This window comes from Aliirhizobium cellulosilyticum (assembly GCF_014198105.1).
GTDB classification, from domain to species: domain Bacteria; phylum Pseudomonadota; class Alphaproteobacteria; order Rhizobiales; family Rhizobiaceae; genus Neorhizobium; species Neorhizobium cellulosilyticum.
Window position 1 is genome coordinate 648,399 of record NZ_JACIGW010000001.1, and the last position, 15,388, is coordinate 663,786.

Sequence of the window (15,388 nt, forward strand, 5' to 3'; positions counted from 1 at the left end):
TTGGCAAATAGCGTGCGGTTTTGGCCTTTGTCACGCAAAAACCTTGTCGCAGTCACAAACAGGTCGCTTTCCTCACGCCAAGGCATTATAGATGCGCGCGTTTGTGGAGCCGTTGGCCGTGACCGACCGGCTTCGAGAAAAAGAACTTGTGTAAGGCTCGCCGTCGATCGGGGTCTCAGACCGGCATCGTCGGGCGGGTTTCGTCCAAAGGGCAGGAAGCAGATATGACGAACTGTGTCGTAGTGGGTTCGCAATGGGGTGATGAGGGCAAGGGCAAGATTGTCGACTGGCTCTCGGAGCGCGCCGACATCGTTGTGCGTTACCAAGGCGGTCATAATGCCGGCCATACGCTCGTCATCGATGGCGTAAGCTACAAGCTGTCGCTCCTGCCTTCCGGCGTCGTTCGTCCGGGCAAGATGGCCGTCATCGGCAACGGCGTCGTCGTCGATCCGCATGCGCTGGTTGCCGAAATGGGGCGACTTGCTGCCCAGGGTGTGACGGTAACCCCCGAAAATCTGCGAATCGCTGAAAACGCCACGCTGATCCTGTCGCTCCACCGCGAACTCGACGGTATGCGTGAAGATGCCGCCTCCAACAGCGGCACGAAGATCGGCACGACCCGCCGTGGCATCGGCCCGGCTTACGAAGACAAGGTCGGCCGCCGCGCCATCCGCGTCATGGATCTGGCCGACCGCGATGCGCTGGAAGCCAAGGTCGAGCGCATTCTCACCCATCACAATGCCCTGCGTCGTGGTTTCGGTGCTCCGGAAGTCGAGCACAAGGACATCATGGAGGAACTGACCTCCATCGCCGATACGGTCCTGCCGTTCATGGACAGCGTCTGGCAGTTGCTGGACAAGGAGCGCCGCAAGGGTTCGCGCATCCTGTTCGAGGGTGCGCAGGGCTCGCTGCTCGATATCGACCACGGTACCTATCCGTTCGTCACCTCGTCGAACACCGTTGCCGGCCAGGCCGCTGCCGGTTCCGGCATGGGGCCGGGTTCGCTCGGTTATATCCTCGGCATCACCAAGGCCTACACGACGCGCGTCGGCGAAGGCCCGTTCCCGACGGAACTGACGGACGAAATCGGACAGTTTCTTGGGGAAAAAGGTCATGAATTCGGCACCGTGACGGGCCGCAAGCGCCGTTGCGGCTGGTTCGATGCTGCTCTTGTGCGCCAGTCGGTTGCAACCAACGGCATTACCGGCATCGCGCTGACCAAGCTCGACGTTCTCGATGGTCTCGAAGAGCTGAAGATCTGCGTCGGCTATATGCTTGACGGCCAGAAAATCGATTATCTGCCGGCTTCGCAGGCCGCTCAGGCGCGTGTCGAGCCGATCTACATCACGCTCGAAGGCTGGAAGGAATCGACGGTCGGCGCCCGCACCTGGGCCGAACTTCCTGCCCAGGCGATCAAGTATGTGCGCCAGGTCGAAGAGCTTATCGGTGCCCCGGTTGCACTGTTGTCCACAAGCCCGGAACGCGACGACACGATACTTGTGACCGACCCGTTTGAAGATTAATGTCAAGAATTGATTATCCATTCGGCCGGCCGATGCCGGCTACCATGAGAAAGTGCTGATGGCTGATTTTGTAGCGGTGATCCGCCGCGCTGTTGACGGTTTGGCGACCAACACGCCCGAGGCGCGCACGCGGGTTTATGAAAAGGCCCGCGGTGCCGTCCAGCGCCAGCTTGAGAACATGAAGCCTCGTCCGCCGGAGGAAATGCTGCGGCGGCAGATGGACAAGCTGGAAGCGGCCATCATCGAGGTCGAGACCGAGCATGCGGAAGCGCTTCCGGCGGAGCCGGAGGTAGCTGTCGCTCCTGCGCCGGTGCCCTATGAGGCGCCGGAACCGGTCGAGGAATATGCCGAAGAGCCGGCAGCAGCCGCGGAACCACAGTATGCGGAAGAGCTTGCCGCTTCGCATTCTCTTGCCGAACCCTATAGGGAAGAGGAACCTGCCGAGGCAGAAACCGTAGCCGAACCCTATCGCGAGCCGGAAACGCATTGGGAAGAAGCGCCACATTCCGAGGCCGCAGCGAAACCGGCAGAGCACGACTGGCGGGAAGCCGCCGAAGAGCCTGTGGCAGAGCGCTACGGCGATTGGCGTGACGATGTTCCCGAGGAAAAGGTCGAATATCCGCAGCAGGTTGCTGTCGAGGAGACGACCTATAGCCCTGAAGCTGATTCGCGCGAGGAAGCCTCTCCATTCGCCGAAGAACGCCATGAAACGCATTCCTTTGCGGAACGTGACTCTGCTCCCGCTGAATGGCAGGTAGAACCGCAGGCGCCGACGCAGGATTACGTCGCACCGGAAACCGTATCTGCGGACCACACGACATGGGCCGCCCCGGAACGGGAGCCGGTTCACCAGGCCGAAGAACATCGTGCAGACTCGGCGTGGAACGAGGTCGACGACCTTACCCGCCATCTCGATGCCGGACATCGCAGCGCGCCGGTTGCCGCCCATTTCGGGGAGGAGATGCATGTCTCCGCCGAGCCGGTCCGCATGCCGCCAGCGACAGATATGCCGCAGACATCCCGGCCGGCGGACGAAGTCGACGAAGACCCGTTCGCAGCCTATGTAAACGCGCAGCCTTCCGCGCCCGTGGAGCAGCCGAAACAGGCACAGCCGCAGTCGCAGCAGGATGAGCAGCGTGACCCGTGGAGCGATCTGGAAGATCTGATCGGCTACACGAAGGATGCACCTTCTTCGGAGCAGAAGCCGCAAAAGGCGGCCGATGAAGATGATTTCAGCGATCTGCTGTCGCCGCCGGCCAAGCCCTATCGGGTGACGCCGGTTCGCAAGCGCAACTATGCCGGCATGATCCTCGGGCTTCTCGGCCTGATCATCATCGGCGGTGGCGCTTATGGTGCCTGGATGTATCGCGACAAGCTCAACGACATGGTTGGCGGTCTGATGCCGTCGGGCTCCAGCACGAGCGAAACGGCTCAGCAGACGCCTGCTGCGAGCGCGCCGGCAAATTCCGGTACTGCCGCACAGCCGCCCGCTGCCCAGCCTCAGCAGAGCGCATCAACGCCTGCGCAACCACAGACGACCACGCCGCCGCCGGCTGACGGTTCGTCGACCGCGACGAAGTTCACGCAGAGGCTTCTCGAAAACGGAAGCGAAGTCGATGCAGGCCCGGGTGATGCGGGTAGCCTCGCGCAAAATGCCGAGGGACAGTCTGTTGCCCAGTTGAATGCCCCGCCGGCCGATCCCGCACCCGCAGCACCTTCGACCACCGGTACGGCAACTCCTCCTGCCGGAACTGCGGCACCGGCAACGCCCAGCGCGTCGGCGACAGAAGTGCCTGCTGCTGCCGGCGAGAAGATGTTCCTTTACGAGGAGCGTATCGGGCAATCCGCGCCAACAGCTATCGAAGGTAGTGTCTCCTGGTCTCTCCAGCGTGAGCCGGGCCAGAATGGGGGGCCGGCGGAACCCGTGGTCCAGGGCCGTATCACAATTCCGGGTCGTGGCCTGACCGCCCTTCTGACCGTCAAGAAGAACAGCGATTCGTCGCTGCCGGCGAGCCATCTGATCGAGATCGTCTTCGCAGTCCCACCGGACTTTGAAGGCGGTGCCATCGACAGCGTTCTGCGGATTGCGATGAAGCAGACCGAGCAGGATCGTGGAAACGCACTGGTTGCCGTTCCGGCGAAGATCACCGACGATTTCCACATGATCGCTCTCAACGACTTCCCGGATGCGCAGAGGACCAATCTCGAGCTCCTGCGGACCCGCAATTGGATCGACATCCCGCTTGCCTATCGCAACGGTCGCCGCGCTCTGCTGACCCTGCAGAAGGGGCCGGATGGCGTGAAGGCTTTCGACGAGGCGATCCGCGAGTGGAGCCAGAACACGACCGGCCAGACCGGCCAGTAAGTATCGCTCAAGCAAAATCAGAAGGCCCGCAGGTTTGAAAACCTTGCGGGCCTTTTCTTTTGGTGGGTTGTGGTTGGGCCGAATGTCGCGCGACGATATGCGCTAATGTCGCATTGACAATCATCACCTTGATTGTGATGAGGTTCAGCCATGCGTTTCCTTCGGCACCTTATCAGAGACGGATTTTGCGGCGGCCCGCTGGCCGCTCTGATCGGCGTGCTGATGGCGCTGCAAGCCCTGATCGGAGGCTTCGGCACCGGTGCGATGGCATTTGCCTCCCCCGCGGAAATGGTTATCTGTTCCACCGAGAGTGCCGACGGTCATTCGCAGCATGCGGTTGATCCGCATGCCGGCCATGGCGGGATGCATGGTCCGGGTGAGCCGAAAAACGCCAAACATGCCAAGGATTGCTGTCTGACCGCTTGCCAGGTGGCGGCTGCGGTTCATGTCGGCATCCCGTCCAAGGCGCCGGCACCGGTTGGGCGCATCGCGATTGATGCGGCAACGCTTGTGGCCGTGGTCGAGGCCGCTGTTGCGCCACGCAGGCTCGGTCTCAGTGGCGATGCAAGAGGTCCACCAATCCTTCCAGTCTGACGTCACCTTTTCTGCCGGCTGTTACCGGCTGTCGTCCTATTGGAGATCATCATGACCTTTTCCCGGATAGTTCTTCCGGCGTCGCTGTGCGCAGCGTCCTTTTTGGGAGGCGCATATGCAGGCTGAGCCCGCGCAACCGTCCTTTGCCGCCATCAGGCAGTTCATCACGCGCCTTCACTTCTATGTCGGCCTGTTCGTCGGGCCTTTCCTGCTTGTTGCTGCGGTAACCGGCACGCTCTACGTGCTCACGCCGCAGATCGAAAGCCTGCTTTATCGCGATCAGCTAGTCGCGCGCACTGCCGGCCCCGAGCATCCGCTGTCGGAGCAGATCGCGGCGGCAAGGGCATCGATCGGAGAGGCGCCGCGGCTGTTTGCCGTGAGGCCCGCAACCGCGCCCGGGCTGACAACGCGGGTGATGTTCAGCCAGCCTGATCTGGGGGAATCCGAAACCCGCACTGTGTTCGTCGATCCGGCATCGCTGGCGGTTCAGGGTGAACTGATCACCTATGGTACGAGCGGCATCCTGCCGTTCCGCATCACGCTGGATTACCTGCATCGCAACCTGCTGCTCGGCGATATCGGGCGGCATTACAGCGAGCTTGCCGCATCCTGGCTTTGGTTCTCGATCCTCGGCGGGCTGTTGCTGTGGTATTGGCAGCGAAGCGTGGCACGCCCGAAGGCTGCCAAGGTCAGTGGCTGGCAGCGTTCGCGCAGGCTCCATACGCTGATCGGCCTGTGGACGGCGTTGGGATTGCTATTTCTCTCCGCAACCGGGCTTACCTGGTCTCGCTGGGCGGGTGGCAATATCGATACGTTCCGTAATGAGGTCGGCTGGATCACGCCGGCCATCACCACGGCACTTAATCCGCTGGCTGAAGCGCCGGTTCTGGGCGAACATGCCGCGCATGGCATGGGTGCGGCGGTCGAAACGGCACCGCCGGTTTCCGAAACGGACATGGTTGCCCGCTTCGACAGCGTGGTCAGCTCAGCTCGCGTGGCCGGCATCGATTCACCGATGATCGAGATCCGGCCGCCGCGCACCGTCGGCCAGGCATTCCGTGTCAGCGAGTATGATCGCAGCTGGCCGACGCAGGTGGATACGATCGCCGTCGATCCTTCCAATTTCAACGTCACAAGTCGGGCGGATTTCGAAACGTTTCCGATCGTCGCCAAGCTGATCCGATGGGGGATCGATGCCCATATGGGCGTGCTGTTCGGTGTTGCCAATCAGGTCTTGATGGCGGTGCTCGGCCTCGCGCTGACAGCGATGATCATCTACGGCTACCGCATGTGGTGGCTGCGCCGTCCCGCGCCCGGCGCATCGGCACGAACGCTGATCCGCAGCTTTTCCTACCTGCCGCCGGTTGCCAAGATCACGGCACTGGCCGTGGCTCTTGTCTTCGGTATCGCCCTTCCGGTGATGGGCGTCAGCCTGCTGGTCTTCCTGCTGATCGATTTCTTCCGTGCGGCACTTGCGGAGATGATGGCGGCCGAACAGCGCAACATGCCGCCGGGCATGCGCTGAGGCGAAGAGCTGCAATAAAAAAGCCCGCGGTAATGGCCGCGGGCTTGTCGTTTATCTAAGCGATTTTGGGACCGATCAATCGGGGGAGCGAACCAGAATCTTGATCTGGCTCTTTTCCGCAACCAGCGTATCGAACCCTTGGGCAACGATATCGTCCAGTTCGATGCGCTTGGTCACCAGTTTCTCGGCGGAGAAATAGCCCTGGACCATCAGGTTCATGACGGCCGGGAAGACGTCGCGATAGGCGATCGTGCCCTTCAGGCTCTTTTCCTTCAGGACCACCGTGTTGGGCTGGAAGGGGGCTTCCTTTTCCCAGATCGAGACGATGACCGTCTCGCCCTCATAGCGGGTCGCGTCGATGCATTGCTGCAGGACGGCGGGCACGCCGGTGACTTCAAACGTTACATCGACGCCGCCGGGCGTCAGTTCGCGGATGCGCTGGGCAGCGTTTTCCTTGGACGGATCTATGATGCTGGTCGCACCGAGTTCGATCGCCTTGGCGCCACGCTGCGGAGAAAGCTCGACGACATGGATCGCGGACGCGCCGGCCACCTTCAGGGCTTCGACGACGAGCAGGCCGATCGGACCGGCGCCGAAGACGGCTGCGGTGCCGCCGGCCTTGAGGCTGGAAATGCGCACGGCATGCAGGGCGACCGCTGCCGGCTCCACAAGCGCACCCTGTTCGAAGGACAGGCCTTCGGGCATCTTGTGAACCCAGCGCTCTCCCACCGTCGTGTAGCCAGCGAAACCGCCGCCGCCACCGGAAAGGCCGTGGAAGCCGAGATTGTCGCAGAGATTGTATTTGCCGTGGAAGCAGGCGTCGCACTTGCCGCAGGCGAGGATCGGTTCGACCACGACGCGGTCGCCCGGCTTGACGCGCTCGACGCCTTCGCCGACTTCGGAGACTTCGCCGGAGAATTCGTGGCCCATGATGATCGGGGCGACGTCGTGGCTGACCGGATGCGGAGCCTTGACCGGCACGAAGATCGGGCCTGCCACATATTCATGCAGGTCGCTGCCGCAGATGCCGGCCCATTTGACCTTGATCTTCACCTGTCCTGCTGCGGGCTTCGGCTCGGTGACTTCCTCGACGCGAATATCCTTGGCGCTGTACCAGCGTGCTGCTTTCATTGCTTATTCTCCTCTAGGCTCTGACTTGCGCAGTCAGTCGGTTCTAGCGGGGAAGCGTGCGCAACTTGATGCACGACAGCGTGAGGGAAACTTGAAACCTGGTCAAAGTGTCGCAGCCTTGAGACAGGTGCGGGTACAAAAAAGCCGCAACCATTTGGCTGCGGCTTTTCTAAATTAGTCTTTATTTTCGTACGATTAGGCGTCAACCACGCGCAGCGCCTGAGCCTGCGCGAGGGCTTCCTTCTGAACGGCGTCCTGCACCTTTTCGAAGGCGCGGACCTCGATCTGGCGCACGCGCTCGCGGCTGATGTCGAATTCCGACGACAGCTCTTCCAGCGTGATCGGATCTTCGGTCAGGCGACGGGCCTCGAAGATGCGGCGTTCGCGATCGTTGAGTACGCTCAGCGCCTTCGCCAGCATACGGCGGCGCGTGTCCAGCTCGTCCTGTTCGATCAGCACGTCTTCCTGGCTGTCCGAGTCATCCACCAGCCAATCCTGCCACTGGCCGGCTTCGCCTTCAGAGGCGCGGATAGGCGCGTTCAACGATGCGTCGCCGGAAAGCCGGCGGTTCATCGAGATGACCTCTTCCTCGGACACATTCAGCTTGGTGGCGATCTCTGCGACCTGATCAGGCTTCAGATCGCCTTCATCGATCGCCTGAATCTTGCCCTTGAGGCGGCGCAGGTTGAAGAACAGGCGCTTCTGGTTGGCGGTCGTGCCCATCTTCACCAGCGACCACGAGCGCAGGATGTATTCCTGGATCGAGGCCTTGATCCACCACATGGCGTAGGTGGCAAGGCGGAAGCCGCGTTCAGCGTCGAATTTCTTCACGGCCTGCATCAGGCCGACATTGCCCTCGGAGACCACTTCGCCGATCGGCAGGCCGTAGCCGCGATAACCCATGGCGATCTTTGCCACGAGACGAAGGTGGCTGGTCACCAGCTTGTGGGCGGCATCACGGTCACCATGCTCGGCGTAACGCTTCGCAAGCATGTATTCCTGCTGGGGCTCCAGCATGGGGAACTTGCGGATTTCGTCGAGATAACGATTGAGGCCGGCTTCCCCGGCGGTAATGGAAGGCAAAGTATTGCGGGCCATAAAGCACCCCTTTCCAAACGTTGTCGGCTCCCTCAGACGTCTATTGTCCCTGCTTGAAGGCGAACCGAATATGGCGCGGATCGTTCCCGATCCCGCACCAATGCAGGTATCAAGTAAGTACGGCGGAACAGTGATTCAAGATATCACGAAGGCGTTATATCATTACGTTTTGGTAATGCTCCTGAGCCTTTTCGGGTCAGCGATAGACCCGTTCCGAAAGGGCTCTCATTCCTGACCTGACCATCATCTCATAGACCATGCGGCGGGCTATCGGATTGTGCAATCTTACTGCCTTGGAGCCGAGGAAGTCGGTTTCGACGTGATCGAAGGCGCGAAGGTCGGCGGCATCATCGATGATGCGGCGATAGAAATCGTGAAACTGCTTTCGGCACACATAGGTCTTGTACTTGGTCATGCAGAAGGTTGCGAGTTCGTGCTGTCGTTCTCGCAGAAAGTCGGTCACGCCGACGGTCACTTCCGGCCATGCCGGATTGAACGTGTCGTCGAACGCGATGATGCCGTGCGGAGCCAGCGTGCTGAGCGCCAGCATGCTGTCAGCGCTCACATGATGCAGCATATGTCCGCCATCAATGCTGAAGAAGCGCGTATGGCCGATCTTGCCGACGATCTCGTCTGGCTGAAGCTGCGTGCTGTCGCCGCTGATGACCAGATCCTGATCCACCGGCAGGTTCAGCCTCTCTCCATTGTCGATGAAACGCCGATATTGCGTAACCGTTTCTCCCGCCTTCTGCTCTATGTCGAACAGGTCGATCGCGAGGATCTTTTCGGTGCTGCCGCAGACTTTTTTGAAGAGAAAGTAAGAGCGTCCGTAAAACACGCCGATCTCGGCAATGCCGCCGCTCAAGCTATGTGCGCTTTGCGCCTGCAGCAAGGCCATGAAAACAAGCGCATCGGGCGGATCGATATAGCCCTCGACGGTTTGCAGGTCCTTGAAGATGAATTTCCGGATATCTCCGTTCATATCGCTGGTCCTCTACCGTTCGTAGGGCTGCCCCGGTGAGGCGAATGTGACAAGGAAAGTCGATGCGGACGGATGATCTATGAAGTCCTGATTTCCCTGATGTTCTTGCTGCTCTGCAGCAAAAATGATTGACTCTGATCTTTATTGTCTGTTTTCAAGGAATCTTCCTCGGTCTAGGCATTCCAAATAAGTACATTATTTTCATAAATTGGAAATGTATTATTTTAATATTGTGTTTATGCAGTCGTTTCAGCCGCTGGTTGCTTTTGTCTCTCTGGATACATCGAATTCGGCCGTGCATCGATTTTCAGATGCACGGCCGCCCAATCGGTGGGTGGTTTGGTTGGCATGAACGTATCCGGGCTAGAGGCAGCGTTTTTCCAGATCATGTGCGCTGCTTCGGCGATAGCGGCTATAGCCGCCCCAGGCCTGGCAGCGGGAAAGGCCGATATCCTTGAGCTGTTCGTCATTCAGGTCCATCAGCGCAAATGCGGTGCGGCGCCGATTGAGCCATGCGGTGATCCTGCCAATGGGATTGGTGAAGAGGGTTTTCTTCTTCGCCGACTCCGATGAGACGCTTGTATTGCCGTCCGCGTCGGGCGGCAGATCGAAGGCATAGTCTATCGGTTCCGGTGCGCGGCCAAAGGCCGCCCGGTTTTCATTCTTCATGATATCCTCCTGGGGTGTCGGCCTGATCTTTTCTGGCCGGGAAGGGGCGGCTGTTCAGCCGCTCCCGTTATTGCCATGCCCGAGGCTCAGTGGCCGGGACGGGCTCCTGTCGATGCCGCTGCGCGTGCTGCGGCTTCCGCTTCACGAAGAACGGTGGCGCATTCCTCGCAGCATACTTCGACGGTCTTTCCGCCTATCCGGACGGCGATGCGGGTGTCATCCAGTTCGCAATCGCATACGGCGCAGGTATTGTCCTTCATCTCATCTCTCCGGTGTTTGGTTTCGATACGCTGAGGAAACACCCGTCAGGGATTTTGCGCTGTCAGAATCTTTAGCGATCTGCACTTCGGCGCCGCTGAAACGGTCATGTCGGCGACAGTCAGCGCAGTCCGGCAAAACGCTGGAATTCGGCCGGCGTGCGGCCATAGGCTTGTCGGAAGGCAGAGGAAAAATGGCTGTGGCTGGAGAAGCCGAGATCGAGCCCGAGCTCGGTCAGGTCGTCATAGCTGCCGAGCAGGTCGAGCGCGCGGGCAAGCCGGAGGCGCAACTGGTAGCGATAAAGTGGCATGCCTTCCACCTTGCGGAAGACCTGGGTGAGATAGACGGGCGACACACCGGTCTCGTTGGCAATCTCCGACAATGTCCAGCGTCGCGCGAGGTCGGAGGAAAGCAGTAGCTTGGTGCGGTTGACGAGTTTCTGGGTGCTGAAACCGGGTGTCGGGGGACGTGCGGTCCGCTCGCCGACGGAGCGGCGTACAAGTGTGAGCGCCAGAGCCTCGCCTTCCAGCGGTTCGGCGATACGGTTGAGCAGGCTATGCCTTAAGAGGGCCACTTGCGCCTGTGCGCGGGCATCGATGCCGAGGCGCTGCTTGTTGAAGGCGAATTTTTCTCCCGCGCGGCGATGGAGGGCGGGGACCACTTCGTCGAACAAGACTTCCGGCAGGCTGACGCTGATCGAGCAGTCGCCACCTTCTACCGGGTGGCTGATTCGATAGAGATCGCCCTTGTTGAAGAACAGGACCTGGCTGGCCTCCGCCACCGCCTCGTCATCGCCAATATGGCGCATGAAGACGCCGCGATAGGGAAAGACGAGGCATGTGTTGCTGGCCGTCTCTTCCTCGCTCAGATGCCGGCATGCGCCATCGCAAACGACATCCCAGACCGTGACGAGCTCGGTCTCCAGCAGTTTGGTCGATTGCATATGGCTCACGGACATGGCGACAGGGCATTCTCCCGGTAATCATCGCCGAGATATACGCTTGTTCGCGTTTTGTTTCCATACCCAAAAATGGGGCGTAATCCTTGGCGACGAGGTTACGCCCGCTTCGCAAGTTTTGTCTTAGCCGCGCAGAGCTTCGACCAATGCCGCCATATCGTCTGGCATCGGTGCTTCGAATTCCATGATCTCGCCGGTGCGGGGATGTTCAAAGGCCAGCAGGAAGGCGTGCAGGGCCTGGCGCGGGAAGGCGGCGACGACGCTTCTCACCGGTTCGGGTAGACGGTTCGCCTTGGTGCGGAAGCCGCCGGAATATTCCGGATCGCCTACCAGCGGATTGCCGACATGCGCCATGTGAACGCGGATCTGGTGGGTGCGGCCCGTTTCAAGCCTGCATTCGATCAGGGAGGCAAGCGCTGTGGCGTCAGGCGTTTCCTGAAAGCGCTCCATCACCTCGTAATGGGTGACCGCATGACGGGCGTCGGCGGAATCCTCGCGCTTGACCGCGCGCTTGGTGCGGTCGCCCGTGGCGCGGCCGAGCGGCGCGTCGATCGTGCCCTTCAACTGGCTTGGACGGCCCCAGACGACGGCTTGATAGGCGCGCTCCAGATCTCCCGAACGGCCGTGATCGGCGAATTGCTCGGCGAGATGGCGGTGGGCGATGTCGTTCTTGGCGGCAACCATGACGCCGCTCGTCTCCTTGTCGAGGCGATGAACGATGCCGGGACGCTTGACGCCACCGATGCCGGAAAGGCTTGCGCCGCAATGGTGGATGAGCGCGTTGACCAGCGTGCCGGTCCAGTTGCCGGCGCCGGGATGGACGACTAGGCCGGCCGGCTTGGCGATGACGATCAGGTCGTCGTCCTCATAGAGAACTTCAAGCGGAATATCCTCGCCCTTGGGCTCCGGATCTTCGGGTTCAGGCTGGACGAGTTCGATCACGTCGCCGGGCTGAATCTTCTTCTTCGGCTCGGTCACGACCTTGCCGTTGATCGTGACCGCACCTTCCTCGATGAGCGCCTTGATGCGGTTGCGGGACAATTCTCCGTCAACCTGTGCCGTCAGCCAGGCATCCAGCCTTCCGCCGTCGTCCTCTCCGGCATTCAGGACTTTCCTTGGCAGCCCGGCTTCGCTAAAGGTCTCGCTCATTCAATCATTCCGTTCAAAGGACAGTCCATGCCGCAGCCCGATCTCGAGGACAAGGAACAGCCACTCGATCCGGCCATGGAGCGTATCCGCCAGAAGATGGTGCGCCTGCAGCTCATTTCGGGCGGTATCTTGGTGGTGTGCTTTATGGCGGTCATTGCCGCCATTGTCTACAAGATCTCCCAACGCCCGGAAGCGCCTGCTATTGCCGCTACTTCCGGTGGTTTCTCCGTTCCTGCCGATCAGCCGCTTGCCGTAACCGCGGCCCTGCCGCCCGGCTTCGATATCCAGCAGGTTTCGCTTTCGGGTAGCCAGGTGCTGTTTTACGGCGCCCTGAACGGCACTCCGAAACTCTTCATCTTCGATCTCTCCGTCGGTCGAGTGATCGCCGACGTGACGGTCGGCCAGGGGCGGTGATGAATGTGATCCGCATCGAAAATGCGGATGATGCCCGCATCGACGAGTTCCGCTCCATTCGCGAGCGGGATCTCGTCGGAAGGCATGGACGTTTCATCGCCGAGGGAACGGTAGTGCTGCGCATGCTGGCGGTGGCGCATAAGCGCGGTGGAGAGTTTTTAGCCGAGAAAATCCTCATTCTTGAAAACCGGCTTGCCGGGGTGGCCGACATTCTGGCCGATTTTCCCGCCGAGGTGCCCATCTATGTCGCCGACAGCGCGGTGCTGGACGGTATCGTCGGCTTTCACCTGCATCGTGGTATCCTTGCTGTCGGCAAACGGGTGAGGGACGTGCAGGCTTCGGAACTGCTTGCTTTGTTGCCGGACCGTGCGCTTGTGGCGGCCGCGATCGGCATATCCAATCACGACAATATCGGTTCGATCTTTCGCAATGCGGCAGCTTTCGGTGTCAGCGCGGTGCTGTTAGACGAAAGCTGTTGCGATCCGCTTTATCGCAAGTCCCTGAGGGTGTCGGTCGGTGCCGTTTTGCAGGTTCCTTACGCGCGGGGCGGAACGACACTGGAGCTGGTGTCTGGTCTTTTCGAGAACGGCTTTTCCGTGTGGGGTCTTTCTCCTGCCGGTCGAACGGAAATCCGCAAGGTTCAACCGCAGCCGCGGATGGCGCTTTTGACCGGAAGCGAGGGAAATGGTCTGCCCTCGGCGTTGATGGAAAAAATCGAGACGGCCAGCATCGCTCAGGCGCCAGGTCTCGACAGTCTCAATGCAGCGACAGCAACAGGTATCGCGCTTTATCAAATTGCCAGTGCCCAAGGGGGCATCTGACCGATCACAGGCTTATTGATTTGTTGTCGATCCGCTGGTCGTTTCGAGCAGCGAGCGGACGCGTGTCGCGAGGCTCCGGCGTTCGCCTCCCGCAGGCTTGCCGGCAATCATGGCATTGATCGGCGATGATTTGCCCTCGGAGAGCGAAGTCATGGCCACCATGTTGGCGGCGATCGTTGCCATTTCCTCGCGCAATACGTCGTCGTTAGTGGTCGTCTTGGCATTCGCCACGCGCTCCGAAAGCGCCGTCGCACGGTTTCGCGAATCACCGGCAAGCTGGGTAATGCGGGCTTGCGTATCGTCATCCGATTTTACCGGAGGGGCCTTTGTCGAGGGCTTGGCGGGTGTTTCCTTTGCAACTGCCAAGGCTGGCTTCATCTCGCTCTTGACCGTCATCTTTTCACGCAAGCGGGCCAGCTCCTCGTTGCGGCGCTCCAGCGCCGTTTCCTTGTCGGTCCTCAGGGACACTTCCTTGGTGAGTTTGTCTTCCAGCTTCGTAGAACGGTATTCCTCGTTGGCAAGGCGCGTTTCGGCCTCCTTGGCCCTTGCCGTCTGGATACGGACATCCTTGCGAAGAGTATCACGTTCCTCTCGCAGGGCACTGATGCGGAATTTCAGGTTCTCGACTTCGGTCTCTCGGGTCGAAAGGTCTATTCGGGTATTGTCCCGCTTGGATACGAGAAGCTCGATCTCCTGTTTCAATTCCTGGATATCTATATCCTTGCCGATGCTCTGCTCTTCCGAGGCCTCCAGCGCGGCCTTCAATTCGGCGATATAGCTTTCTTCCTGACGCAACTGCGATTTCAAGTCTGCGGCAGCAACATCCAGATTTTCGGCAACGGACTTCAGTTCGATATTGTCGGCAGTGAGCCTGCGGACTTCGTCCCTGAGGTTGTCGCCCTGCAACGTCAGAGAGACGATCTTGTCCTTCTCCTGCACCAGCTCCTGCTTGGTGCGCGCATTTTCTGCTGCGTAGGCGGCGCGCGCCATGTCGCGCTGGGCTCGCACTTCCTGCGGACTGATCGGTACCGTGGCCCTGATGCGGTTTTCGGTGAAGACAACGATGCGGCGATGAATTGCAGGCGCAACCAGCATCGCGATCAGTAGGGCGCTCAGGAAGCCAAGGCCAAAAAGCAGAGCAAATTCGATCACGACCGGGCCGTCTTGGTGTGTATGTGCAGGGATGCACGTTTAAGCATGCAGATCAGAAAGCGGCAAGCACGCAGTTTGTCGTCAACTCGCCTCAACCCACAAGGAAAATCAGAAGGGGTTCCAGGTGGGCGAGCGGGTCAGCTTCAGATAGCCGATATTGACGCCCAGGCGTGCGCCAACACCCGTCCTGATCGGAACGAGGATGACGTTTTCGTTGCGCAGCACCGTCATGCCGACGCCCGCGACGACAAATGCGGAGCCGGATACCCCGCCGAACCTGGCATAAAGCGAATCAACCGATGGGAGATCGTAAACGAGCATCATCACGCGCGTGCCCTGACCACCATAGTCGATGCCAAGCGACGGGCCCTGCCAGAAGCTCGGGTGCTGGCCGGCATTCTTTGTGTAAAGCTGGCCTTCCCCATAGGTGAGGCCGGCGATGAAGGCGCCGGAGCCTTCCTGGCCGAGGATGTAACCATTCGGCAGACCGAATTTCTGGAAGGCGTTTTCCACCACCTTCGCAAGTCCGCCGCTGGTCGAACCGAAGAAGCCGTGACCTGCATCGACGACTTCCTGCAGCGAATACTGGTTGCTGTTTTGCTGCGCGGCAGCCGGCATGGCGCAAAGCCAGACAGTCGCAAACGCAGCGATCAGTGCATTCAGGCGAAGGGCGAGAGCGGAGACGTGGAGGCGGCGCATGTTCAGGTCCGTTTTTAATTCGTCCGTAAGGCGTAGCATCATGCTTCAGC

15 protein-coding genes are annotated in these 15,388 nt (G+C 60.3%); 6 read left to right on the top strand and 9 right to left on the bottom strand.

Annotated elements, in window-relative coordinates; translation table 11 throughout:
- The first annotated feature begins 224 nt into the window (after nucleotides 1–224).
- From GGE33_RS02920 to GGE33_RS02935, 4 genes are all read left to right on the top strand, one after another.
- Entirely contained in the window at nucleotides 225–1,523 is a 1,299-nt protein-coding gene (locus tag GGE33_RS02920) for an adenylosuccinate synthase (protein WP_183821173.1), read from the top strand.
- A gap of 58 nt (nucleotides 1,524–1,581) precedes the next feature.
- Entirely contained in the window at nucleotides 1,582–3,888 is a 2,307-nt protein-coding gene (locus GGE33_RS02925; RefSeq protein ID WP_183821174.1) for a hypothetical protein, read from the top strand.
- Between the two features lie 150 nt (nucleotides 3,889–4,038).
- Nucleotides 4,039–4,482 carry a DUF2946 family protein gene (locus GGE33_RS02930; protein ID WP_183821175.1) on the top strand — a complete coding sequence of 148 codons (444 nt, stop codon included), beginning with the start codon at nucleotides 4,039–4,041 and terminating at the stop codon, nucleotides 4,480–4,482.
- A gap of 115 nt (nucleotides 4,483–4,597) precedes the next feature.
- Complete coding sequence (locus GGE33_RS02935; protein ID WP_183821176.1) at nucleotides 4,598–6,007, top strand: PepSY-associated TM helix domain-containing protein; 1,410 nt, start codon at nucleotides 4,598–4,600, stop codon at nucleotides 6,005–6,007.
- Nucleotides 6,008–6,082: 75 nt separating this feature from the next.
- Here the strand turns inward: GGE33_RS02935 and GGE33_RS02940 are convergent, their stop codons facing one another.
- The 7 genes from GGE33_RS02940 to GGE33_RS02970 form a co-directional block, all read right to left on the bottom strand.
- On the bottom strand, nucleotides 6,083–7,138 hold the full coding sequence (locus GGE33_RS02940; RefSeq protein WP_148145839.1) for a 2,3-butanediol dehydrogenase: 1,056 nt from the start codon (nucleotides 7,136–7,138) through the stop codon (nucleotides 6,083–6,085).
- Nucleotides 7,139–7,333: 195 nt separating this feature from the next.
- Nucleotides 7,334–8,236, bottom strand: a complete 903-nt coding sequence (rpoH, locus tag GGE33_RS02945; protein ID WP_148145838.1) for an RNA polymerase sigma factor RpoH — start codon at nucleotides 8,234–8,236, stop codon at nucleotides 7,334–7,336.
- A gap of 196 nt (nucleotides 8,237–8,432) precedes the next feature.
- Nucleotides 8,433–9,218, bottom strand: coding sequence for a class I SAM-dependent methyltransferase (locus GGE33_RS02950; RefSeq protein WP_183821177.1), 786 nt, complete (start codon nucleotides 9,216–9,218; stop codon nucleotides 8,433–8,435).
- Nucleotides 9,219–9,581: 363 nt separating this feature from the next.
- On the bottom strand, nucleotides 9,582–9,887 hold the full coding sequence (locus GGE33_RS02955) for a DUF1127 domain-containing protein (RefSeq protein ID WP_148145836.1): 306 nt from the start codon (nucleotides 9,885–9,887) through the stop codon (nucleotides 9,582–9,584).
- 86 nt (nucleotides 9,888–9,973) lie between these two features.
- The gene (locus GGE33_RS02960; protein WP_183821178.1) at nucleotides 9,974–10,147 is read right to left on the bottom strand and encodes a hypothetical protein; all 174 of its coding nucleotides are present in this window, start codon (nucleotides 10,145–10,147) and stop codon (nucleotides 9,974–9,976) included.
- Nucleotides 10,148–10,266: 119 nt separating this feature from the next.
- Nucleotides 10,267–11,103 carry a helix-turn-helix domain-containing protein gene (locus GGE33_RS02965; protein ID WP_246435717.1) on the bottom strand — a complete coding sequence of 279 codons (837 nt, stop codon included), beginning with the start codon at nucleotides 11,101–11,103 and terminating at the stop codon, nucleotides 10,267–10,269.
- Nucleotides 11,104–11,226: 123 nt separating this feature from the next.
- The gene (locus tag GGE33_RS02970) at nucleotides 11,227–12,252 is read right to left on the bottom strand and encodes an RluA family pseudouridine synthase (protein WP_148145835.1); all 1,026 of its coding nucleotides are present in this window, start codon (nucleotides 12,250–12,252) and stop codon (nucleotides 11,227–11,229) included.
- 27 nt (nucleotides 12,253–12,279) lie between these two features.
- Here GGE33_RS02970 and GGE33_RS02975 point away from each other — a divergent pair, with 27 nt between their 5' ends.
- Nucleotides 12,280–12,666, top strand: coding sequence for a hypothetical protein (locus GGE33_RS02975; RefSeq protein ID WP_148145834.1), 387 nt, complete (start codon nucleotides 12,280–12,282; stop codon nucleotides 12,664–12,666).
- Nucleotides 12,666–13,487, top strand: coding sequence for a TrmH family RNA methyltransferase (locus GGE33_RS02980; RefSeq protein ID WP_183821179.1), 822 nt, complete (start codon nucleotides 12,666–12,668; stop codon nucleotides 13,485–13,487). The genes GGE33_RS02975 and GGE33_RS02980 overlap by 1 nt, the downstream gene beginning before the upstream one ends.
- A gap of 12 nt (nucleotides 13,488–13,499) precedes the next feature.
- Here GGE33_RS02980 and GGE33_RS02985 read toward each other — a convergent pair whose 3' ends face one another.
- Together GGE33_RS02985 and GGE33_RS02990 are read right to left on the bottom strand one after the other, a co-directional pair.
- Entirely contained in the window at nucleotides 13,500–14,639 is a 1,140-nt protein-coding gene (locus GGE33_RS02985; RefSeq protein ID WP_148145832.1) for a hypothetical protein, read from the bottom strand.
- 108 nt (nucleotides 14,640–14,747) lie between these two features.
- Nucleotides 14,748–15,257: a DUF1134 domain-containing protein gene (locus GGE33_RS02990; protein ID WP_244654349.1), complete on the bottom strand. Its 510-nt coding sequence runs from the start codon at nucleotides 15,255–15,257 to the stop codon at nucleotides 14,748–14,750.
- Between the last annotated feature and the right edge of the window lie 131 nt (nucleotides 15,258–15,388).